Origin of the sequence: Microbacterium sp. SLBN-146 (genome assembly GCF_006715145.1) — a bacterium.
In the GTDB taxonomy this organism is placed as follows: Bacteria; Actinomycetota; Actinomycetes; order Actinomycetales; family Microbacteriaceae; genus Microbacterium.
The window spans coordinates 3,189,510-3,211,556 of sequence record NZ_VFMR01000001.1 but is presented as its reverse complement, the minus strand read 5'-3'; the positions used below and the strand labels follow the sequence as shown (position 1 = coordinate 3,211,556).

The window sequence follows — 22,047 nt, the reverse complement described above, 5'->3', positions numbered from 1 at the left end:
ATAGCCTGAAAAGCGTGTCGACCGTCGCGCTGAGTGCCACCGCTCCCGCCAACGATCCCTCGTTCGCGAACGTGTGGGACGAGCTGGAGTGGCGAGGACTCGTTCAGGTGTCCACCGACCGTGACGCTCTTCGAGCACTCCTCGCGGGAGACCCGATCACGTACTACTGCGGCTTCGACCCGACGGCACCGAGCCTGCACCTCGGCAACCTCGTCCAGTTGCTCACGATGCGCAGGATGCAGCTGGCCGGCCACAGACCGCTCGGCCTCGTCGGCGGATCCACCGGCCTGATCGGCGATCCGCGGCCGTCCGCGGAGCGAACGCTCAACACGAAGGAGACCGTCGAGGAGTGGGTGGGCTACCTCCGCTCCCAGGTCGAGCGGTTCCTGAGCTTCGACGGCGACAATGCCGCCCGCATCGTCAACAACCTCGATTGGACGGCGCCCCTCAGCGCCATCGACTTCCTACGCGAGATCGGCAAGCACTACCGCGTGGGCACGATGCTGAAGAAGGATGCTGTCGCCGCACGGCTGAACTCGGATGCCGGAATCAGCTACACCGAGTTCAGCTACCAGATCCTGCAGGGGATGGACTACCTCGAGCTCTACCGGCAGTACGACTGCGTCCTCCAGACGGGTGGAAGCGATCAGTGGGGAAACCTCACGAGCGGTACGGACTTGATCCATCGCGTCGAGGGCGTGCACGTGCATGCCATCGGGACACCGCTCATCACGAACAGCGACGGTACGAAGTTCGGCAAGAGCGAGGGCAACGCCATCTGGCTCGACCCCGAGATGTGCAGTCCTTACCGGATGTACCAGTTCTGGCTGAACACGGACGACGCTGATGTCGTCTCGAGGCTCAAGGTCTTCACGTTCCTCACTCGAGACGAGATCGAGGGCTACGACCAGCTCGTGGCGTCGGAGCCGTTCCGACGCGCGGCCCAGCGACGGCTGGCGCGCGAAGTGACCGCGTTCGTCCACGGCACCGAGGCGACCGACGCTGTCATCGCCGCCTCGGAGGCCCTCTTCGGGCAGGGGGACCTCGGAACGCTCGATGGGGCGACGTTGCGAACCGCGCTGGAGGAACTCCCGCACGCGACGGTGCGCCGAGGTACGCCCGTGGTCCACGCCCTGGTCGAGACAGGTCTCGTGTCGAGTCTCGGCGAGGCTCGGCGAGCGATCGCTCAGGGCGGCGTGTCATTGGACGGGGCGAAGGTCGACGACGACGCTGCTGTCGTGACGGGTGCTCTCCCCGGTGGGGTGTCGGTGCTCCGACGCGGAAAGAAGACGCTCGCCGGGCTCTTTGCAGACGACGCGGACTGACCGGCACCGTCGCAGATGCCGTTCACGCCGAGCCACGCCGTCATCGCGTTGCCGTTCGTGCGAACGCGGCTCGTCCCCGCTGCGATCGCCGTGGGGGCGATGACACCTGATCTGGCGTTGTTCACGCGAGGCTTCCCGCTTCCGTACGGTCGCACGCACGACGTCCTGTGGCTTCCGGCCACGGTAGGTGTCGCTCTCGCGCTTCTCCTCGTCTGGCGATGCGCACTGCGACCGGCTGTCCGGGAGCTCTCGCCGGCATGGCTCGCTCAGCGACTGCCTACGTCGTGGGACCACGGCGCCCGAGCCGGAGTGGGTGAGACGTTCGCCGGAGTCGCCCGGGGGAGTGCGGTCAAGGATCGGCCCAGGGCCTCCGTGTCAGCCGTGGCACTGCTCATCGCTTCGCTTGCGCTGGGGGTCGTGAGCCACATCGTCTGGGATCTGTTCACGCACGAAGGACGGTGGGGAGTGCAGTGGATCCCCGCGCTCGACCTGATGTGGGGTCCGCTGTCCGGCTACAAGTGGCTGCAGCACGCGTCGAGCTTCATCGGGCTCGCGATCATCGGAGTCTGGGGAATCGTGTGGGTCTCACGTCGGCGGACGGACGGTCCAGTTCCTCGCATCGTTCCGAATGCGTTGCGCTGGGTGTGGTGGCTGTCGCTCCCCGTAGCGCTCGCGACCGGCTGGGTGATCGGCCTCGCGACCTGGGGTCCGCTCACGTCGACCTTCACTGCGGCACACCTCGCGTACCGCGTGCTGCCGATCACATGCGCGTGGTGGGCAGTGGCGACACTCGTGCTCGCAGTGGCTATCCAGATCGCGCGACGTCGACGCGAGACCTCGTGAGGACCACGGGCCGGTGTGAGCTCGAACGTACAGATCCGCGGAATTCCGCGGAATCAGCGCGCGACACGCCCGGGATGCGAGCCGGATTTGCCCAACCCTGGGATCCCGCGTAACTTATTACTTGTTCGCCCCACAGGGAAGAGCGAAGGGCCGGAAGGCCTCGCCCCCTCAAGCGGAGAACCACCCCCAACCCAAACCTCTCCTTGAGAGAACAAGACCTTGCGTCTAGGATGGGGATTCCACCTCGTGGACCGCGGTCATCGACTGCCGTTCCGGATCGAAAGATCCCGGCGCGTCGATTTGACAGACGGAACGAGATGGATAAGATAGAGAAGTTGCCCTGCGGGGGAAGCTGAGAGGCTGACCAGCAGGAGCATCCGATCCTTGAGAACTCAACAGCGTGCACTTGTCAAATGCCAAAAAACCTCGCGGTCGGCTTTAGCCGATCGATGAGATTCTTTTGAGATTAAACGAGATGTCAGCAATGACATCCGATCGTCAGATCAAACTCGCTGCTTCGAACCCATTCCGGTTCGATCGCAGCAAAATTTCTTTACGGAGAGTTTGATCCTGGCTCAGGATGAACGCTGGCGGCGTGCTTAACACATGCAAGTCGAACGGTGAAAGAGAGCTTGCTCTCTGGATCAGTGGCGAACGGGTGAGTAACACGTGAGCAATCTGCCCCTGACTCTGGGATAAGCGCTGGAAACGGCGTCTAATACCGGATACGAGCTGCGAAGGCATCTTCAGCAGCTGGAAAGAACTTCGGTCAGGGATGAGCTCGCGGCCTATCAGCTAGTTGGTGAGGTAATGGCTCACCAAGGCGTCGACGGGTAGCCGGCCTGAGAGGGTGACCGGCCACACTGGGACTGAGACACGGCCCAGACTCCTACGGGAGGCAGCAGTGGGGAATATTGCACAATGGGCGCAAGCCTGATGCAGCAACGCCGCGTGAGGGACGACGGCCTTCGGGTTGTAAACCTCTTTTAGCAGGGAAGAAGCGAAAGTGACGGTACCTGCAGAAAAAGCACCGGCTAACTACGTGCCAGCAGCCGCGGTAATACGTAGGGTGCAAGCGTTATCCGGAATTATTGGGCGTAAAGAGCTCGTAGGCGGTTTGTCGCGTCTGCTGTGAAAACTGGGGGCTCAACCCCCAGCCTGCAGTGGGTACGGGCAGACTAGAGTGCGGTAGGGGAGATTGGAATTCCTGGTGTAGCGGTGGAATGCGCAGATATCAGGAGGAACACCGATGGCGAAGGCAGATCTCTGGGCCGTAACTGACGCTGAGGAGCGAAAGGGTGGGGAGCAAACAGGCTTAGATACCCTGGTAGTCCACCCCGTAAACGTTGGGAACTAGTTGTGGGGTCCATTCCACGGATTCCGTGACGCAGCTAACGCATTAAGTTCCCCGCCTGGGGAGTACGGCCGCAAGGCTAAAACTCAAAGGAATTGACGGGGACCCGCACAAGCGGCGGAGCATGCGGATTAATTCGATGCAACGCGAAGAACCTTACCAAGGCTTGACATATACGAGAACACCGTGGAAACACGGGACTCTTTGGACACTCGTAAACAGGTGGTGCATGGTTGTCGTCAGCTCGTGTCGTGAGATGTTGGGTTAAGTCCCGCAACGAGCGCAACCCTCGTTCTATGTTGCCAGCACGTAATGGTGGGAACTCATGGGATACTGCCGGGGTCAACTCGGAGGAAGGTGGGGATGACGTCAAATCATCATGCCCCTTATGTCTTGGGCTTCACGCATGCTACAATGGCCGGTACAAAGGGCTGCAATACCGTAAGGTGGAGCGAATCCCAAAAAGCCGGTCCCAGTTCGGATTGAGGTCTGCAACTCGACCTCATGAAGTCGGAGTCGCTAGTAATCGCAGATCAGCAACGCTGCGGTGAATACGTTCCCGGGTCTTGTACACACCGCCCGTCAAGTCATGAAAGTCGGTAACACCTGAAGCCGGTGGCCCAACCCTTGTGGAGGGAGCCGTCGAAGGTGGGATCGGTAATTAGGACTAAGTCGTAACAAGGTAGCCGTACCGGAAGGTGCGGCTGGATCACCTCCTTTCTAAGGAGCACTTGGAGCTCTTCGGAGCTTCCAGAGCCAGACTCGAGACGAATGTTCTCGACTGGTAGCTCATGGGTGGAACATTAGACAAGGTGCCGATCAAGAGATCCTGAACTCAGTACGCTGCTTGCAGCTGGAAACGTTCTAGAGATTCTGCCGGCACATGCACGCTGTTGGGTCCTGAGGGACCGGATGCGCTTCGATCAACGGATCGGGAGCAGACGAACCTCAGGGCCTTTCTTGGCTGCCATCACGGCAAGCGGGGAAGGTACCGCCCGTACTTTGAGAACTACACAGTGGACGCGAGCATCTTTGAGATGAATCTTCGGATTCATTTCACATAGATGATCTTTTTAGATCATTAGTCAATTTCATGTCCGGCTTCGGTCGGACTCGATTCTTTGACGAACTCATGTGATTTCAAGTCTTTAAGAGCAAACGGTGGATGCCTTGGCATCTGGAGCCGAAGAAGGACGTAGCAATCTGCGATAAGCCTCGGGGAGTGGATAAGCACACCTTGATCCGAGGATTTCCGAATGGGGAAACCCCGCTGGGCGGCGTGCCGACCCAGTGACTCCCGCCTGAATATATAGGGCGGGTAGAGGGAACGTGGGGAAGTGAAACATCTCAGTACCCACAGGAAGAGAAAGCAACCGCGATTCCGTTAGTAGTGGCGAGCGAAACCGGAACAGGCTAAACCGAGTACGTGTGATATCCGGCAGGAGTTGCGTATTCGGGGTTGTGGGACTTTTCAGACTGTTCTGCCGAACAGTCGGCGTTACAAGAAGGTATAGACGAACCGCATTGAAAGGCGGGTCAAAGAGGGTGCCAACCCCGTAGTCGAAATGCCTCCCTTGACGCGAAGAGTATCCCAAGTAGCACGGGGCCCGAGAAATCCCGTGTGAATCTGTCAGGACCACCTGATAAGCCTAAATACTCCCAGATGACCGATAGCGGACAAGTACCGTGAGGGAAAGGTGAAAAGTACCCCGGGAGGGGAGTGAAATAGTACCTGAAACCGTTTGCTTACAAACCGTTGGAGCAGCCCTAGTAGCTGTGACAGCGTGCCTTTTGAAGAATGAGCCTGCGAGTTAGCGATATGTGGCGAGGTTAACCCGAGTGGGGTAGCCGTAGCGAAAGCGAGTCTGAATAGGGCGATTCAGTCGCATGTCCTAGACCCGAAGCGAAGTGATCTATCCATGGCCAGGTTGAAGCGACGGTAAGACGTCGTGGAGGACCGAACCCACTTAGGTTGAAAACTGAGGGGATGAGCTGTGGATAGGGGTGAAAGGCCAATCAAACTTCGTGATAGCTGGTTCTCTCCGAAATGCATTTAGGTGCAGCGTTGCGTGTTTCTTGCCGGAGGTAGAGCTACTGGATGGCCGATGGGCCCCAAAAGGTTACTGACGTCAGCCAAACTCCGAATGCCGGTAAGTGAGAGCGCAGCAGTGAGACTGTGGGGGATAAGCTTCATAGTCGAGAGGGAAACAACCCAGACCACCAACTAAGGTCCCTAAGCGCGTGCTAAGTGGGAAAGGATGTGGAGTTGCTTAGACAACCAGGAGGTTGGCTTAGAAGCAGCCACCCTTGAAAGAGTGCGTAATAGCTCACTGGTCAAGTGATTCCGCGCCGACAATGTAACGGGGCTCAAGCACGCCACCGAAGTTGTGGCATTGACATTATTGGTAGGCCTTCGTGGTCCAGCCGTGTTGATGGGTAGGAGAGCGTCGTGTGGCCAGCGAAGCGGCGGTGTGAACCAGCCGTGGAGGCTACACGAGTGAGAATGCAGGCATGAGTAGCGAATGACGTGTGAGAAACACGTCCTCCGAAAGACCAAGGGTTCCAGGGTCAAGCTAATCTTCCCTGGGTAAGTCGGGACCTAAGGCGAGGCCGACAGGCGTAGTCGATGGACAACGGGTTGATATTCCCGTACCGGCGAAGAACCGCCCAAACTAATCCAGTGGTGCTAAGTGCCCGAATTCCTTTGTATCGATCCCTTCGGGGTGAGAGCGTTGGAGCTAGCGCACGACCCCATGCTGGTGCGGTTAGCGTATTAACAGGTGTGACGCAGGAAGGTAGCCCAAGCCAGGCGATGGTTGTCCTGGTGCAAGTGCGTAGGCCGAGCGATAGGCAAATCCGTCGCTCACATAGGCTGAGACACAATGCGGATAAAAAGTGGGTGATCCTATGCTGCCAAGAAAAGCATCGACGCGAGGTTCTAGCCGCCCGTACCCCAAACCGACTCAGGTGGTCAGGTAGAGAATACCAAGGAGATCGAGAGAATCGTGGTTAAGGAACTCGGCAAAATGCCCCCGTAACTTCGGGAGAAGGGGGGCCTTCGACGTATTAGGACTTGCTCCGAAAGCGTTTGGAGGCCGCAGAGACTAGTGGGTAGCGACTGTTTACTAAAAACACAGGTCCGTGCCAAGTCGCAAGACGATGTATACGGACTGACGCCTGCCCGGTGCTGGAAGGTTAAGAGGACCGGTTAGCCGCAAGGCGAAGCTGAGAATTTAAGCCCCAGTAAACGGCGGTGGTAACTATAACCATCCTAAGGTAGCGAAATTCCTTGTCGGGTAAGTTCCGACCTGCACGAATGGCGTAACGACTTCCCAACTGTCTCAACCGCGAACTCGGCGAAATTGCATTACGAGTAAAGATGCTCGTTACGCGCAGCAGGACGGAAAGACCCCGTGACCTTTACTACAGCTTGGTATTGGTGTTCGGTGTGGCTTGTGTAGGATAGGTGGGAGACTTTGAAGCGTGGACGCTAGTTCATGTGGAGTCATTGTTGAAATACCACTCTGGTCACTCTGGATATCTAACTTAGAACCGTAATCCGGTTCAGGGACAGTGCCTGGTGGGTAGTTTAACTGGGGCGGTTGCCTCCCAAAAAGTAACGGAGGCGCCCAAAGGTTCCCTCAACCTGGTTGGCAATCAGGTGTCGAGTGTAAGTGCACAAGGGAGCTTGACTGTGAGACTGACAGGTCGAGCAGGGACGAAAGTCGGGACTAGTGATCCGGCAGTGGCTTGTGGAAGCGCTGTCGCTCAACGGATAAAAGGTACCTCGGGGATAACAGGCTGATCTTGCCCAAGAGTCCATATCGACGGCATGGTTTGGCACCTCGATGTCGGCTCGTCGCATCCTGGGGCTGGAGTAGGTCCCAAGGGTTGGGCTGTTCGCCCATTAAAGCGGTACGCGAGCTGGGTTTAGAACGTCGTGAGACAGTTCGGTCCCTATCCGCTGCGCGCGTAGGAAGTTTGAGAGGATCTGACCCTAGTACGAGAGGACCGGGTTGGACGAACCTCTGGTGTGTCAGTTGTTCTGCCAAGAGCACCGCTGATTAGCTACGTTCGGGATGGATAACCGCTGAAAGCATCTAAGCGGGAAGCCGGCCTCAAGATGAGACTTCCATGCCTTCGGGCGAGAGGCTCCCAGCCAGACTACTGGGTTGATAGGCCGGATGTGGAAGCGTGGCAACACGTGAAGCTGACCGGTACTAATAAGCCGATGACTTGATAACACACCGTTTTAGGTGCTTGCGTCCACTGAGTGGTTCTCGATGTACGGTCGAGAACCGCACGACAATGATTTATGTTGTGCAGACTGAAACATCAATAGTGTTTCGGCGGCCATAGCGTGAGGGAAACGCCCGGTTACATTCCGAACCCGGAAGCTAAGCCTCACAGCGCCGATGGTACTGCAGGGGGGACCCTGTGGGAGAGTAGGACACCGCCGGACTTCTTTCGAGAAAGGGCCACCCAACGTTGGGTGGCCCTTTCGCGTTTTCGAGGAAGTTTGCCTGAGGGATACCCTCCGGGGAGGATCGTGCCATGACAGACCAGGAACCGCGTGACGGTACAGGTGGGGCATCGTCCCCGCGTGGGAAGGGGCAGCGTTCCTCGGATGATCGTGGTGCGCATGCTCGCGCTTCGTCCGATGGTGGAGGGCGTCCATCACGAGGCGGCAGCGGTCGGCCATCCGCGAGGCGTGACGCTGACCGTAAGCCGTATGAGCGTCGCGATGGTGACAAGCCGTACGTGAAGCGTGACGGTGACCGGCCGCACGTGAAGCGTGATGGTGACAAGCCCTACGTGAAGCGCGACGGTGATCGGAAGCCGTACGCGAAGCGCGATGGCGACAAGCCGTTCGTTAAACGTGACAGTGACCCTAAGCCGTACGAGCGTCGCGATGGCGACCGGCCGTACGTGAAGCGTGACGGTGACAAGCCCTACGTGAAGCGCGATGGTGAGAAGCCGTATGTGAAGCGCGATGGTGACCGCCCTTATGTGAAGCGTGACGGTGATCGGCCGTACGTGAAGCGTGACGGTGATCGGAAGCCGTATGAGCGTCGCGATGGTGACCGCCCTTATGTGAAGCCGGACGGTGATCGGCCGTACGTGAAGCGTGACGGTGATCGGAAGCCGTATGAGCGTCGCGATGGTGACCGCCCTTATGTGAAGCGTGACGGTGATCGGCCGTACGTGAAGCGTGACGGTGATCGGAAGCCGTATGAGCGTCGCGATGGCGACCGCCCCTACGCGAAGGGTGACGGTGACCGTAAGCCGTATGAGCGTCGCGATGGTGATCGCGGAGGGCCCCGGCCGATGCGTGGCGGTGCAGGCTATCCCGATCGAGCGACGCGTCCCGAAGAGATCCGGTCGATTCGTCCACGGCACGATGACCCGGAGATTCCGGAGGAAGTGACTGCTCGCGACCTCAACGGCCAAGCAAGGAACGAGCTCAAGACCCTCAGCAAGGAGAATGCTGATTGGGTCGCGCGCCACCTGGCGATGGCCGCACAGCTCATCGATGAGGATCCCGAACTGGCCCACAGCCACGCCATGTCGGCATCCCGTCGCGCCGGACGTATCGCAGTTGTTCGTGAAACCCTCGCGATCACGGCCTACGCGACAGGGGATTACGCACTCGCGCTCCGCGAGCTGCGAACCTACCGCCGCATTTCGGGCCGAGACGATCAGATTGCCATGATGGTCGACAGCGAACGCGGTGTCGGTCGACCGGACCGCGCGCTCGAACTCGGCCGCGCCGTTGACCGGAGCGCTCTGCCAGCGGTGGTCCGGGTCGAGCTCGCCATCGCGATGTCGGGGGCCCGGCTCGACCTCAATGAGCCCGAACGCGCTCTCACCGAACTCGACATCCCGGAACTGGATCCAGACCGCGCCTTCGAGTGGAGCCCTGCTCTCTTCGCTGCGCGCGCGGCCGTGCTCGAGGAACTCGGGCGCACGGAGGAGTCTGCCGTGTGGCAACGACGGGCCGAGATCGCGGAAGAGGCCCTCTACGCCGCGAGCGGCGCGGCCGACCTCGAGACCATCTTCGTCGAAGAGATCGGCGAGCCCGACGACGATCCGGCAGACAACCTCGCGTCCGATGACGCCGAGGCCGCGGACATCGCGGAATTCGGCGACGACCACACCGATACGCAGCCGTCGGAGCGGGACGACCCGGCTGCCCCGGATGCGGCCTCCAGCCCCGCCGCGACGGTGGAAGATGAGGTCGCGGAGATCCTGTCGGATGCGGGGATCGACGAACCCGATGAGCGTGAGATCTGATGGGCCTCTTCGGCCGTGATCGTGCGCGCACTCCGCTCGACGGCGTCGATGTCGTGCTGGCTGATCTCGACGGCGTCGTCTACGCGGGCGCCCACGCTCTTCCGTTCGCTGTCGAGAGTCTCGCGCGAGCGGGCGACGGACGCCGGCTCGGCTACATCACGAACAACGCCTCGCGGACCGATGCCTCCGTTGCGCGCCACCTCAGCGAGCTCGGACTGGAGACGGCCCCTCGCGACGTCGTGACAAGCCCACAAGCGGCGATGAGGCTCCTCGCGGATCGCGTCCCCGCCGGTTCCACGGTTCTGGTGGTCGGGGGAGAAGGGCTCGTCGTCGAGGTGGAGAGAGCGGGCTTCGTCGTGACGCGCAGCGCGGAGGACCTCCCCGCCGCTGTCGTCCAGGGCTTCGCACCCGAGGTCGGTTGGGCCCAGCTCGCGGAGGCGGCCTTCGCCCTCGCGACGCCGGAAGAGGAGGGCGGCATCCCCTGGATCGCCACCAACACCGACTGGACCATTCCGCAGGCGCGAGGGATCGCGCCGGGAAACGGCACACTCGTCTCCGCCGTCCACACCGCGGTCGGCCGTCTCGCGACCGTCGCAGGCAAGCCGGAAGTGCCCATCTTCCAAGAGGCGGTCGCGCGCTTCGGCGCCCAGCATCCGCTCTTCCTCGGCGACCGTCTCGACACCGACATCCTCGGCGCGAACCGGGCGGAGATCCCTTCAGCCCTCGTGCTGACGGGAATCGATCGACCGAAGCATGTCCTGGCGGCGCCGGCGGGCTCGCAACCCACCTACATCCTCAGCGACTTGCGCGAGCTCTTCGAGCCGTACCCGGAGGCTGTCGTCAGCGATGGCGTCGTGACGGTGGGGCAGGCGCGTGTGCGTATCGACGGTCCCGACATCCGCATCCTCGCGGAAGGTGACAAGCCGATCAATCTCCTCCGCGCGGGAGCCAAGGCGATCTGGGACACCGGGCGCGCCATCTACGGGTTCCGCGTGCCGGAGATCCTCTACGCGGATCCCTTCCACAGGCCGTGACGCTCCGGTCGCTTGACGTCACGGCGGCATATCCTGTGACGATGGACGATCTGCGCACGGGAGACGACGAGCGGGACGACCTCTTGACGAGGCTCGACATCATCGAGGCCCAGTCGCTTGCCGAGAGGGCGGCGGCCTACGAGAGCCTCCATGACGGCCTTGCGCGACGGCTGGAATCGATGCCGACGACCGCACGCACGTGACGGCGCGACTCGACGCCGAAATAGCACGGCGTGGTCTTGCCCGTTCGCGGACCCACGCTGCCAGTCTGATCGCAGACGGACTCGTGACGGTCGATGGGCGTCCCGTCGTGAAACCGTCGACGCCCGTCGCTGAGACCGCTGCGATCGAGGTCGCCGTCGCCGACCACTACGTCAGCCGTGCCGCACACAAGCTCATCGCGGCACTCGACGCGTTCGACATCGATGTGTCGGGCCGCGTCGCGCTGGATATGGGTGCTTCGACGGGCGGCTTCACGCAGGTCCTGCGAGAGCGCGGAGCAAACCCTGTTCTGGCGGTCGATGTCGGTCACGGCCAACTCGCAGCTCCCATCCGCGCCGACCCCGATGTCATCGCGGTGGAAGGCTTCAACGTTCGGTACATGACTCCCGAGACCCTCGCGGCGGCAACCGGTGTCGACGCCCCGCCGGCAGTCGTGACGGGAGATCTCTCGTTCATCTCCCTCGCTCATGTGCTTCCGTCGGTGCGCGACGTGGTGCCATCCGATGGCGACGTCGTCCTGCTCGTCAAGCCGCAGTTCGAGGTCGGGCGGACAGCGGTCAAAGGCGGACTCGTCACCAACCCCGTCATCCGAGCGGATGCGGTCGCGGCAGTGCTGTGGAAGGCCTGGGATCTCGGCCTCGGAACGCGGGGCATCATCGCATCGCCCATCGTCGGGACGCACGGCAACGCCGAGTACGTCGTTCATCTCGCGCCGGGCGACCGCGGCAATCCGACAGAATGGTTGAGCACCGTGAACCGACTGGCGGGGAGCCCATGACCGAACCGCAGCGCAACATCCTCGTCGTGGCGCACGCGCGCCGTGACGATACCGTCGAAGCCGCCGACCGTGTCATCACCGCTCTCCAAGACGCCGGTGCACGCCCCGTTCTGGCGCCCGATGATGCGCTCGAGCTGGCCGAAGCGCTCCCCGAGCTCGCCGGCGTCGCGAGACTCGGCATCGAAGTGCCTGTGCACGACATCGAGTTGGCGATCGTGCTCGGCGGCGACGGCACGATTCTCCGCGCGACGGAACTCGTGCGAGACGGTTCTGCGCCGGTGCTCGGGATCAATATGGGCCATGTGGGATTTCTCGCCGAGAGCGAGCGAGACGACATGGATGACGCCGTGCGGCGCGTCATCGCGCGCGACTACCGCGTCGAGGAGCGTCTCGCCCTCCAGGTGCGGGTCAAGGATTCCTCGGACGCCGTCCTGTACGAGACGTGGGCGCTCAACGAAGCGACGGTCGAGAAGGCGAGCCGCGAACGGATGCTCGAGGTCGTCATGGAGGTCGACGGCCGTCCGCTGTCGTCGTTCGGATGCGACGGTGTCGTGGTGTCCACGCCGACGGGCTCCACCGCCTACAACTTCTCGGCTGGTGGGCCCGTCATCTGGCCCACCGTCGAGGCCATCGCCGTCGTCCCCCTGTCCGCGCACGCCCTCTTCGCCAAGCCGCTCGTCGTCGGTCCCGAGCATTCGGTGGCGATCGAAGTGCTCGAGCGGACCAACGGCACCGGAATCCTGTGGTGCGACGGGCGCCGGTCGCACGACCTGCCTCCGGGTGCCCGCGTCGTCGTGCGCCGCTCCGAGCGGCCCGTTCTTCTCGCGCGGCTCCACCCTGCCGCGTTCACGGATCGCCTCGTACGCAAGTTCCGGCTTCCGATCGGCGGCTGGCGCGGTCCCGTGACGGTCGGCGACGGCTCCGGCTACCCGCGGCAGGACGACGGCGGGCTCGGGAGCGAGATGGAGCCGGAGCCCGACGAATGATCGAGGAGATGCGACTGCGCGACCTCGGTGTGATCGCGGAGGCGACTCTCCCCATGGGACCCGGATTCACGGCGATCACGGGCGAGACCGGTGCAGGCAAGACGATGGTCGTCACAGGGCTGGGGCTCCTCCTCGGGCAGCGTGCCGACTCGGGAGCTGTCCGCGCCGGCGCGGCGCAGGCCACGGTCGACGGCGTGTGGATCGTGCCGGAGTCGGGTCCCGTCGCCGACCGCGTGCGAGATGCCGGGGGCGATGTCGAACCAGTCGGCAACGGTCTCGCGGAACTCTACGTCGGCCGCACGGTCTCGAGCGAGGGACGTGGCCGCGCATCGGTCGGTGGGCGGGCAGCCCCCGCCGGGGTGCTGTCCGAACTCGCGGATGAGCTCGTCGTCGTGCACGGACAGTCAGACCAGCTCCGGCTGAAGTCCGCAGCGGCCCAGCGCGACGCGCTCGACAGATTCGGCGGGCTCTCGGTCGCGGAGGCGTTCGCGTCGTACCGCGAGGCCTATCTTCGTCGGCGCGCCATCGACGACGAGCTCTCTGCTCTCGTCGCCGAGCGCGACGATCGAGCGCGCGAGGCCGAGACGCTCCGTCACCAGCTCGCCGAGATCGAGCAGGCAGCACCCGTCGCGGGCGAAGACGAGGAACTGACCGTCAGGGCTGAACGGCTCGCCAACTCTGAAGAGCTGCGCTTCTCCGCGGCCGCCGCGCACGACGTGCTCTCCGGCGACGGCGATCAGCCCGACGCTGCCTCGCTCCTCGGCGAAGCGCGCCGCGCGCTCGAGCGCGTGACAGACCCGACCCTCGCCGACCTCGCCGAGCAGGTCGCCGATGCCGGATACCGCGTCACCGACATCGCGGCGGCACTCGCCGCCTACCTGGCAGACCTGGACGAGACCGGGCCGCACGAGCTGGCAGCCGTGGAGGAGCGTCGCGCCGTCCTCGCAGGACTCGCGCGGACGCACGGCAGCCTCGACGCGGCGATCTCGCTCCTCGACTCGGGATCGGCGCGCCTGGCAGAACTCGACGACGATGGAGAGCGGGTCGAGCGCCTCACGCGTGAGCAGGGGGTGGCGGCATCCGCGGTCGATGCCGCAGCCGACGCTCTCACGTCATCTCGTCAGGACGCCGCGCGCCGACTGGGCGAGGCGGTCACCGCAGAGCTCCGCCAGCTCGCGATGCCCGATGCGCGCGTCGAAGTCACCGTCACACCTGGGACCGAGACGGCCTCGGGGCGCGACGATGTCGCCATCCTCCTCGCTCCGCATCCCGGCGCGCAGCTGCGTCCGGTCTCGCGCGGCGCATCCGGCGGGGAACTGAGTCGCGTGATGCTCGCGATCGAGGTCGTCATCGCGAGCGTCGATCCCGTACCCACGTTCGTCTTCGACGAGGTCGACGCGGGAATCGGGGGAGCGGCCGCGATCGAGGTGGGGCGCCGACTCGCGCGACTCGCCCGGTCATCCCAGGTGATCGCCGTGACGCATCTCGCGCAGGTCGCCGCGTTCGCCTCCAACCATCTGTCGGTCATCAAAGCTCATGACGGGGCGGTCACGGCATCCGATGTCCGCGTCCTCGCGGGGGCGGAACGCGAGGCGGAGATGGCACGGCTGCTGTCGGGCATGCCCGATTCGGATGCCGCGCTCACCCACGCACGCGAGCTCCTCGAGCTCGGCACCGAACTGGACTGATAGGATTGAAGCCCGTGATGCAGACTCCTGACGCTGACGCTCTTTCCGCGGGTACGACCAACGACACCACCAAGCACATCTTCGTGACCGGGGGTGTCGTTTCTTCGTTGGGCAAGGGTCTCACCGCCGCCAGCCTCGGCAATCTGCTCACGGCGCGCGGCCTCCATGTCGTCATGCAGAAGCTCGATCCGTACCTCAACGTCGACCCGGGAACCATGAACCCGTTCCAGCACGGCGAAGTGTTCGTGACGGACGACGGAGCCGAGACCGACCTCGACATCGGTCACTACGAACGGTTCCTCGACATCGAGCTCAGCCAGGCGGCGAACGTCACGACCGGTCAGATCTACTCGCAGGTCATCGCGCGGGAACGCCGGGGCGAGTACCTCGGTGACACCGTGCAGGTCATCCCGCACATCACGGACGAGATCAAGCGCCGGATGCGTCTGCAGGCCGACGAGACTCCCAAGCCGGATGTCATCATCACGGAGATCGGCGGAACGGTCGGCGACATCGAGTCGCAGCCATTCATCGAGTCGGCCCGCCAGATCCGTCATGAGCTCGGTCGCGGGAACGTCTTCTTCGTCCATGTGTCCCTCGTCCCGTTCATGGGTGCGTCGGGCGAACAGAAGACGAAGCCGACGCAGCACTCGGTTGCGGCGCTCCGCTCGATCGGTATCCAGCCGGATGCGCTCGTGCTGCGAAGCGACCGTCCCGTCACGGAATCCAACAAGCGCAAGATCGCCCTCATGTGCGACGTCGACGAGAGCGCGGTCGTGAACGCGGTGGACGTGCCGAGCATCTACGACATCCCCACGATGCTCAACGAGCAGGGGCTCGACGACTACATCGTGAGCGCGCTGGGGCTGTCGCGCGCTGCGGCGGTCGACTGGTCGCGATGGGATCGCGTCCTCAAGGCCGTGCACAACCCCAAGCACGAGGTCACGATCGGACTCGTCGGCAAGTACATCGATCTGCCCGACGCCTACTTGTCGGTCACCGAAGCGCTCAAGGCCGGCGGCTTCGCGCAGGAGACGCACGTCAACATCCGCTGGATCCCGTCGGACGAGTGCGAAACGCCGGAGGGCGCTGAACGCGCCCTCGCGCCTGTCGACGGCATCGTGATCCCCGGCGGATTCGGCATCCGCGGAATCGAGGGCAAGATCGGCGCGCTGAAGTTCGCCCGCGAGCAGGGCATCCCGACCCTCGGGATCTGCCTGGGCCTCCAGTGCATCGTGATCGAGTATGCGCGCCACGTGGCAGGCATCGCCGACGCGTCGTCGAGCGAGTTCGATCCCGACACGACCGCACCCGTCATCGCGACGATGGAGGAGCAGGTCGACATCATCGAGTCGGGCGACCTGGGCGGAACGATGCGCCTCGGGCTCTATCCGGCCGATCTCGCGGAAGGCTCGATCGCCGCCGACGTCTATGGCGCGCGCCGTGCCGAGGAGCGCCACCGGCACCGGTACGAGGTCAACAACCGCTATCGCGACCAGATCGCCGCGGCGGGGCTCGTCTTCTCGGGGCTCTCGCCCGACCGCAACCTCGTCGAGTACGTCGAGTTGCCGCGTGACGTGCACCCGTACTACATCGCGACGCAGGCGCACCCCGAACTGCGCTCCCGGCCGACGGACGCCAACCCTCTCTTCCGAGGACTCGTTGCGGCGGCGCTCGAGCGGCACAGCGCGAGCGAGCTGTTCGACGTCGAGCAGGTGGAGGCATCGGCGTGACACTTCGCGACGAGCCCGTCGACGCCGAGGTGACGGCGAGCGACCTCGTCTACGAGGGACGTGTCTGGGACGTGCGAAGCGACACCATCCGATACGGCGATCACGACATCGTTCGGCAGTATGTCGATCATCCGGGGGCGGCCGCGGTCGTCGCGATCGACGAGCGCGGAGATGTCCTGCTGATTCAGCAGTATCGGCATCCGATCCGCCACCGTGACTGGGAGATCCCCGCGGGGCTCCTCGACGTCGAAGGGGAATCGCCTCTGGAGACCGCCCGGCGCGAGCTGGCCGAAGAGGCCGACCTCGAGGCGGAATCGTGGGATCCGCTCGTGAGCATCTTCACGACTCCCGGCGGCAACGACGAGGTCGTGCACCTGTTCCTCGCCGAGCACCTCACGCCGGTCGGCTCGGCACACCCTCGCGAGGACGAGGAGGCCGACATCCGTATCGAATGGGTTCCGCTGCACGAGGTCGTCGACGGTGTGCTTGCCGGACGCCTCCGCAACGGCATTCTCGCGGTCGGCGCCCTTGCGGCGGCCGAACGGCGCCGCTCCCGACAGGACTGACGTGCGGCTCGACCGCGCCGTCGACGCCTTCCTGAGGCACAGTTCGATCGAGCGCGGACTGTCCGAGCACACGCTCGACGCGTACCGTCGCGATCTCGCAACATATACGGCGTGGCTCGAGGAGCGGGGAGTCGTCGATTCGGGAGACGTCACAGCGGACCTCGTGGTGACGTTCGCGAGCGACCGCGCATCCGCTGACCCGCCCGCTGCGGCATCCAGCCTGGCCCGGCTGCAATCGTCGGTGCGGGGACTTCACCGCTACCTCGTGCGAGAGGGCATCGAGCCGGACGATCCGACGGGCCGCCTGCGGCCGCCGAAGCTCCCGCAGCGCCTTCCGAAGGCCCTGACGGTCGATCAGGTCATCAAGCTCCTGGATGCCGCGGGCCCGGCGCCCGAGGACGCAGCCCCAGGCGATCTCATCGGGCTGCGGGATCGCGCACTCGTCGAACTGCTCTACGCGACGGGAGCGCGCGTGTCCGAAGTGATCCAGCTCGACGTCGATGATCTCGCTCACGGTGAGGTGCTGCGCGTACGCGGCAAAGGCTCGAAGGAGCGGATCGTCCCCATCGGGTCGTACGCGCGCGTCGCCGTCGACGCCTACTTGACGCGAGCGCGTCCCGAACTCGCGACGCGAGGGCGGGCGAGCCCGAAGCTCTTCCTCGGCGCACGGGGCGCGGCGCTCTCTCGGCAGAGCGCCTGGCTCGTCATCCAGGGGGCGGCCGAGAAGGCGAGACTGACGGCGCACGTCTCGCCCCACACGCTCCGGCACTCCTTCGCGACGCATCTGCTGCAGGGCGGGGCGGACGTGCGGGTCGTCCAGGAGCTTCTCGGCCATGCCTCCGTCGCCACGACGCAGATCTACACGCACGTTTCCGTCGACACTCTGCGCGACGTCTACGCGACCTCGCATCCGCGCGCGCGCTGAACCCGGAGTGGCGGGCGCGGGTGACTAGAATCGGTGCACGGCATGGCGAAGTCAGGAGAGTCTGTGGCGGGCAGTACGCGGGGCACGAAGAAGGTGTCCGAAGGGGACACGCTCCTCGGTCCCACCGGGCGACCGTACCAGGGCTTCCCGACCCCACCGAAGCTCGACGGGCACGGTCCCGCGCGGATCATCTCGCTCTGCAACCAGAAGGGCGGCGTCGGCAAGACGACGACGACGATCAACCTCGCCGCTGCGCTCGCGTTCTACGGTCGGCGTGTGCTGGCCGTCGACTTCGACCCGCAGGGCGCGCTGTCAGCAGGTCTCGGCATCCAGACGCATGACATCCCCACGATCTACGATCTGCTCCTCGACACGAAGCGCGATCCCGCCGACGCCATCGTCACGAGCCGCGTCGAGGGCCTCGATGTCCTCCCCGCGAACATCGATCTGTCGGCCGCCGAGGTGCACCTCGTCAACGAGGTCGCACGCGAGACGATCCTCGCCCGCGTGCTGCGCAAGGTGTCCGACGACTACGACGTCATCCTGGTCGACTGCCAGCCGTCGCTCGGTCTCCTCACGGTCAACGCTCTGACGGCCAGTCACGGCGTCGTCATTCCGCTGGAGTGCGAGTTCTTCGCGCTTCGCGGGGTGGCTCTCCTCATCGAGACGATCGACAAGGTGCGGGACCGGCTGAACCCCACGATCACTCTCGACGGCGTCCTGGCCACGATGTACGACCCGCGAACCCTCCACTCTCGCGAAGTGCTGGAACGTGTTGTGGATGCCTTCGGCGACGACGTCCTTGAAACGGTCATCGGTCGTACGGTGAAGTTCCCGGACGCGTCGGTGTCGGGCATGCCCATCACGGAGTTCGCGCCGGAACACGCCGCGGCGCAGGCGTACCTGCGTCTCGCGCGGGAACTGGTCGCCCGTGGTGCCGTCGCCTGACACGTCAGGGTCGGAGCCCGAGGACTCAGGGGCAGAGCCCGGGGATGCGGTCGAGAGCGCGGGATTCCGTGTCACGCTCGGCGTCTTCGACGGACCTTTCGACCTGCTGCTGACGCTCCTGTCCAAGCACGAGCTCGACATCACCGAGGTCGCACTGTCGACGGTGACGAGCGAGTTCTTGGCCTATCTGCGTGAGTTGGGTCCCGACGAGGAGCTCGAACAGGCCTCCGAGTTCCTCGTCGTCGCGGCGACTCTCCTGGATATGAAGGTGGCCGGCCTGCTGCCGCAGGGTGAGCTCGTGGATGCCGAGTCGGTGGCGCTCCTGGAGGCACGCGATCTGCTGTTCGCGCGGCTCCTCCAGTACCGCGCGTTCAAGGAAGTGTCGGGGTGGTTCGCCACACGTCTCGTGGCCGAAGACCGCCGGCATGTGCGGGCGGTGCGCCTCGAGGAGAAGTTCCGACGCGTCGTGCCCGAGCTCGTCTGGACCCTCACTCCCGACGATTTCGCCGCGCTCGCCCTCCTCGCGATGACGCCCAAGGACATCCCGCATGTCGGGCTCGATCATCTCCACGCGCCGCTCGTCAGCATCCGCGAGCAGGCGGCGGTCGTCGTGACGCTCCTGCGCTCGGCGGGATCGCTCACCTTCCGAGAACTCGTGTCCGGCGTCGCCCAGCAGGGCGTCGTCGTGGCGCGGTTCATCTCCGTGCTCGAGCTGTACCGGCACGCCGCGCTCTCCTTCGAGCAGCTGGAGCCGCTCGGAGAACTCACCCTCCGCTGGACCGCAGAACGATGGTCCGATGAGAACCTCGCCACGTTGGGATCCGACTATGACCGATGACGCAGCCATGTCCCGAGACGGGGAGGAGCCCGACGACATCGTCGCGCCCCGAGACCCGGCATCCGTCGCGCGCAGGCTCGAGGCGATCCTGCTCATCGTCGACGAGCCGCAGAGCCTCGTGAGCCTCGCGACCGCGGTCGGCGCGCCCGTCGCTGCCGTGCGACAGGCCGTCGAGTCGCTCGTCGCCGATTACGACGGGGAGACGGGCGGCCCTCGTCGCGGCTTCGAGCTGCGCGAAGTCGGCGGAGGATGGCGCTTGTACGTGCGCGCCGAGCATGACGACCTCGTTTCCGAGTTCGTCAACACGCAATCACCGTCACGGCTGTCGCAGGCGGCGCTCGAGACGCTCGCGGTCATCGCCTACAAACAACCCGTGACGCGTGCTCAGGTCGCGTCCATCCGGGCCGTCAACGTCGACTCGGTTGTGCGCACTCTGCTTGCGCGCGGGCTCGTGACGGAACTGTTCACCGACTCCGAGACCGGCGCGATCAACTACGGTACGACAGATGCACTCCTCGTCAATCTCGGTATCAACTCGCTCGACGAGTTGCCTCCCATCTCACCGCTCCTCGACGACGGTGCGTCCGGTTTCGATGCGGAGGTCATCCGATGACGGATGCTGAGGGCGTGCGCCTGCAGAAGGTGCTCGCGAACGCGGGAGTCGCTTCTCGCCGCGTCGCGGAGCAGCTCATCGTCGAGGGTCGTGTCGAGGTCAATGGTGCAGTGGTGACGGAACTCGGTTCGCGCATCGACCCCGAGACCGATCTCGTCGCGGTCGACGGCACTGCCGTGCAATTGGACCAGTCCAAGCGCTACGTCATGTTGAACAAGCCCACGGGGGTCGTCAGCTCGATGCGCGACGATCGCGGGAAACCCGATCTGCGACAGTTCGTCCAGGACTGGGAAGAGCGTCTGTTCAATGTCGGCCGACTGGATGCCGAGACCTCGGGTCTCCTCGTCCTCACCAACGACGGCGACCTCGCGCACGTGCTCGCGCACCCCTCGTTCGGCGTGACGAAGGTGTACATCGCCAAGGTCGACGGCCGAGTGACGCCGCAGACGATCGCGCGGCTCACCCGGGGGGTCGAGCTGGACGACGGACCGATCGTGGCGGATAAGGCGCGACTTCTGGATGCCGGAGCCGATGCGTCGCTCGTGGAGCTGACGCTGCACTCGGGGCGCAACCGCATCGTGCGCCGCATGATGGCCGAGGTCGGCCATCCCGTCGTCGAGCTCGTGCGTCGCCAGTTCGGTCCCCTTCACCTCGGCACCCTCCCCGTGGGGCGGGTGCGTGAGCTGACTAAACTAGAGCGGGGCGCGCTGCTGACGCTGTCGCGCGACACCCCGCCGGTGGGGGCCGCAGGGGACCAGGAGAACGAGTGAGCGAACCGATCGTCGCATCCGCGCGCGCCGCGACCCCGCTCGCGCCGCGCGTGACGGGGACGGTGCGCATCGTCGGCGCGGGACTCCTCGGCGCGAGCATCGGCCACGCACTCATGGCACGGGGCATCGATGTCGCCCTCGACGACACGTCGCCCTCGCAGCTGCGGCTGGCGATCGACTACGGCGCCGGCCGCGGTGCGCGCGGAGACGACGCGCCCTCGCTCGTCGTCGTCGCGGTTCCCCCCGACGTCACCGCGGACGTCATCCAGCGCGAGCTCGCCGCCTACCCGGATGCCGTCGTGACCGATGTCGCGAGCGTCAAGCTCGAGCCGCTCAACGAACTCCGTTCGCGCGGCGTCGATCTGACGCGTTACATCGGATCGCATCCGCTGGCCGGTCGCGAGCGCGGCGGAGCGATCTCCGCGCGTGCCGACATCTTCATCGGACGGCCGTGGGTCGTCTGTCGCGATGCGGAGACGTCCGCCGCCGACCTCGCCCTCGTCGAAGGTCTCGCGCTCGATCTGGGCGCGACGCCCCTCGAGATGTCACCCGAAGAGCATGACCGAGCCGTCGCGCTCGTTTCGCACGTGCCGCAGCTCGTCGCGAGCCTCCTCGCGGGGCGCTTCGTCGATGCCGCGGACGGGTCCTTGGACCTCGCGGGGCAGGGGGTGCGCGACACGACACGGATCGCCGCTTCCGCACCCGAACTGTGGGTGCAGATCCTCGGCGCCAACTCGGCCCCCGTCGTCGATGTCCTCGACGCGCTCGCCGGGGACCTGGCCGCCGTCGCCGACGCTCTCCGTGCGCCCGATGCGCCGGGTGCCCGAAGGACCGTCGCAGACACGATCCGTCGAGGCAACGAGGGTGTCGAACGACTCCCTGGAAAGCACGGACAGAATCGTCGTTTCGAGCAGGTCGTCGTGATGGTCGACGACACGCCCGGGCAGCTGGGCCGTCTGTTCGGTGAGCTCGGTGAGCTCGACGTCAACGTCGAAGACCTGCGTCTGGAGCACTCTCCGGGAGCACAGTTCGGTCTCGCAGAGATCAGTGTCGACCCGGGCGTCGTGCGCCGCGCCGTCGACGGACTGGAATCGCGCGGGTGGAAGATTGCGAGCACGTCGAATGACTGA

Annotated in this window: 17 protein-coding genes and 3 rRNA genes; 19 read left to right on the top strand and 1 reads right to left on the bottom strand. The window is 64.5% G+C overall.

The genetic code is table 11. The annotated features are described in order from the left end of the window. The first annotated feature begins 14 nt into the window (after positions 1-14). The 5 genes from tyrS to rrf all read left to right on the top strand — a co-directional run bounded on the left by tyrS (position 15) and on the right by rrf (position 7,984). Entirely contained in the window at positions 15-1,325 is a 1,311-nt protein-coding gene (gene tyrS / locus FBY39_RS14470; RefSeq protein WP_260838008.1) for a tyrosine--tRNA ligase, read from the top strand. Between the two features lie 15 nt (positions 1,326-1,340). Further along, positions 1,341-2,168 (top strand): DUF4184 family protein, encoded by an 828-nt coding sequence (locus FBY39_RS14465; RefSeq protein WP_141933038.1) that lies wholly within the window; start codon positions 1,341-1,343, stop codon positions 2,166-2,168. Positions 2,169-2,720: 552 nt separating this feature from the next. Then, a 16S ribosomal RNA gene (locus tag FBY39_RS14460) occupies positions 2,721-4,242 on the top strand. A 418-nt stretch (positions 4,243-4,660) separates the two neighbouring features. Then, positions 4,661-7,766: ribosomal RNA gene (locus tag FBY39_RS14455) — 23S ribosomal RNA — on the top strand. A 101-nt stretch (positions 7,767-7,867) separates the two neighbouring features. Then, positions 7,868-7,984, top strand: a 5S ribosomal RNA gene (rrf, locus tag FBY39_RS14450). Together the 16S, 23S and 5S rRNA genes form the textbook arrangement of a ribosomal RNA operon. A 215-nt stretch (positions 7,985-8,199) precedes the next feature. Here the strand turns inward: rrf and FBY39_RS16620 are convergent. Beyond that, entirely contained in the window at positions 8,200-8,973 is a 774-nt protein-coding gene (locus FBY39_RS16620) for a hypothetical protein (RefSeq protein WP_222115693.1), read from the bottom strand. Between FBY39_RS16620 and FBY39_RS16615 the strand changes: the two genes are divergently transcribed. The 14 genes from FBY39_RS16615 to FBY39_RS14385 are packed head-to-tail and all read left to right on the top strand — an operon-like array spanning position 8,947 to position 22,047. Next, positions 8,947-9,816 (top strand): hypothetical protein, encoded by an 870-nt coding sequence (locus FBY39_RS16615; RefSeq protein WP_260838007.1) that lies wholly within the window; start codon positions 8,947-8,949, stop codon positions 9,814-9,816. The two genes, FBY39_RS16620 and FBY39_RS16615, sit on opposite strands and share 27 nt — an antisense overlap. Then, complete coding sequence (locus FBY39_RS14440) at positions 9,816-10,850, top strand: HAD-IIA family hydrolase (protein WP_141933036.1); 1,035 nt, start codon at positions 9,816-9,818, stop codon at positions 10,848-10,850. The genes FBY39_RS16615 and FBY39_RS14440 overlap by 1 nt, the downstream gene beginning before the upstream one ends. A 41-nt stretch (positions 10,851-10,891) precedes the next feature. Further along, positions 10,892-11,053, top strand: a complete 162-nt coding sequence (locus FBY39_RS16545; protein ID WP_186336961.1) for a hypothetical protein — start codon at positions 10,892-10,894, stop codon at positions 11,051-11,053. Next, complete coding sequence (locus FBY39_RS14435) at positions 11,050-11,850, top strand: TlyA family RNA methyltransferase (RefSeq protein WP_141933034.1); 801 nt, start codon at positions 11,050-11,052, stop codon at positions 11,848-11,850. Before FBY39_RS16545 ends, FBY39_RS14435 begins: the two co-directional genes overlap by 4 nt. Further along, a complete protein-coding gene (locus FBY39_RS14430; RefSeq protein WP_141933032.1) occupies positions 11,847-12,836 on the top strand; it encodes an NAD kinase in 990 nt (329 codons plus the stop codon). Before FBY39_RS14435 ends, FBY39_RS14430 begins: the two co-directional genes overlap by 4 nt. Beyond that, the gene (gene recN, locus FBY39_RS14425) at positions 12,833-14,524 is read left to right on the top strand and encodes a DNA repair protein RecN (protein WP_141933031.1); all 1,692 of its coding nucleotides are present in this window, start codon (positions 12,833-12,835) and stop codon (positions 14,522-14,524) included. Before FBY39_RS14430 ends, recN begins: the two co-directional genes overlap by 4 nt. Before the next feature lie 17 nt (positions 14,525-14,541). Next, the gene (locus FBY39_RS14420; RefSeq protein WP_141934250.1) at positions 14,542-16,257 is read left to right on the top strand and encodes a CTP synthase; all 1,716 of its coding nucleotides are present in this window, start codon (positions 14,542-14,544) and stop codon (positions 16,255-16,257) included. After that, positions 16,254-16,823 (top strand): NUDIX hydrolase, encoded by a 570-nt coding sequence (locus tag FBY39_RS14415; RefSeq protein WP_260838006.1) that lies wholly within the window; start codon positions 16,254-16,256, stop codon positions 16,821-16,823. Before FBY39_RS14420 ends, FBY39_RS14415 begins: the two co-directional genes overlap by 4 nt. 1 nt (position 16,824) lies before the next feature. Further along, entirely contained in the window at positions 16,825-17,748 is a 924-nt protein-coding gene (xerD, locus tag FBY39_RS14410) for a site-specific tyrosine recombinase XerD (RefSeq protein ID WP_141933028.1), read from the top strand. Between the two features lie 42 nt (positions 17,749-17,790). Continuing rightward, positions 17,791-18,696: a ParA family protein gene (locus FBY39_RS14405; protein ID WP_260838005.1), complete on the top strand. Its 906-nt coding sequence runs from the start codon at positions 17,791-17,793 to the stop codon at positions 18,694-18,696. Then, positions 18,680-19,534 carry a ScpA family protein gene (locus FBY39_RS14400; RefSeq protein WP_141933026.1) on the top strand — a complete coding sequence of 285 codons (855 nt, stop codon included), beginning with the start codon at positions 18,680-18,682 and terminating at the stop codon, positions 19,532-19,534. Before FBY39_RS14405 ends, FBY39_RS14400 begins: the two co-directional genes overlap by 17 nt. Next, complete coding sequence (gene scpB, locus FBY39_RS14395; RefSeq protein ID WP_396652284.1) at positions 19,524-20,147, top strand: SMC-Scp complex subunit ScpB; 624 nt, start codon at positions 19,524-19,526, stop codon at positions 20,145-20,147. The genes FBY39_RS14400 and scpB overlap by 11 nt, the downstream gene beginning before the upstream one ends. Beyond that, a complete protein-coding gene (locus tag FBY39_RS14390; RefSeq protein ID WP_141933024.1) occupies positions 20,144-20,917 on the top strand; it encodes a pseudouridine synthase in 774 nt (257 codons plus the stop codon). The genes scpB and FBY39_RS14390 overlap by 4 nt, the downstream gene beginning before the upstream one ends. Continuing rightward, complete coding sequence (locus FBY39_RS14385) at positions 20,914-22,047, top strand: prephenate dehydrogenase (RefSeq protein WP_141933022.1); 1,134 nt, start codon at positions 20,914-20,916, stop codon at positions 22,045-22,047. The genes FBY39_RS14390 and FBY39_RS14385 overlap by 4 nt, the downstream gene beginning before the upstream one ends.

Excerpts from the sequence above, each read along its gene's own strand:
- FBY39_RS14465 (WP_141933038.1), top strand. The coding sequence starts at position 1,341 with ATGCCGTTCACGCCGAGCCACGCCGTCATCGCGTTGCCGTTCGTGCGA.
- FBY39_RS14440 (WP_141933036.1), top strand. The coding sequence starts at position 9,816 with ATGGGCCTCTTCGGCCGTGATCGTGCGCGCACTCCGCTCGACGGCGTC.
- FBY39_RS16545 (WP_186336961.1), top strand. The coding sequence starts at position 10,892 with ATGGACGATCTGCGCACGGGAGACGACGAGCGGGACGACCTCTTGACG.
- FBY39_RS14430 (WP_141933032.1), top strand. The coding sequence starts at position 11,847 with ATGACCGAACCGCAGCGCAACATCCTCGTCGTGGCGCACGCGCGCCGT.
- recN (WP_141933031.1), top strand. The coding sequence starts at position 12,833 with ATGATCGAGGAGATGCGACTGCGCGACCTCGGTGTGATCGCGGAGGCG.
- FBY39_RS14420 (WP_141934250.1), top strand. The coding sequence starts at position 14,542 with ATGCAGACTCCTGACGCTGACGCTCTTTCCGCGGGTACGACCAACGAC.
- FBY39_RS14405 (WP_260838005.1), top strand. The coding sequence starts at position 17,791 with ATGGCGAAGTCAGGAGAGTCTGTGGCGGGCAGTACGCGGGGCACGAAG.
- scpB (WP_396652284.1), top strand. The coding sequence starts at position 19,524 with ATGACCGATGACGCAGCCATGTCCCGAGACGGGGAGGAGCCCGACGAC.
- FBY39_RS14390 (WP_141933024.1), top strand. The coding sequence starts at position 20,144 with ATGACGGATGCTGAGGGCGTGCGCCTGCAGAAGGTGCTCGCGAACGCG.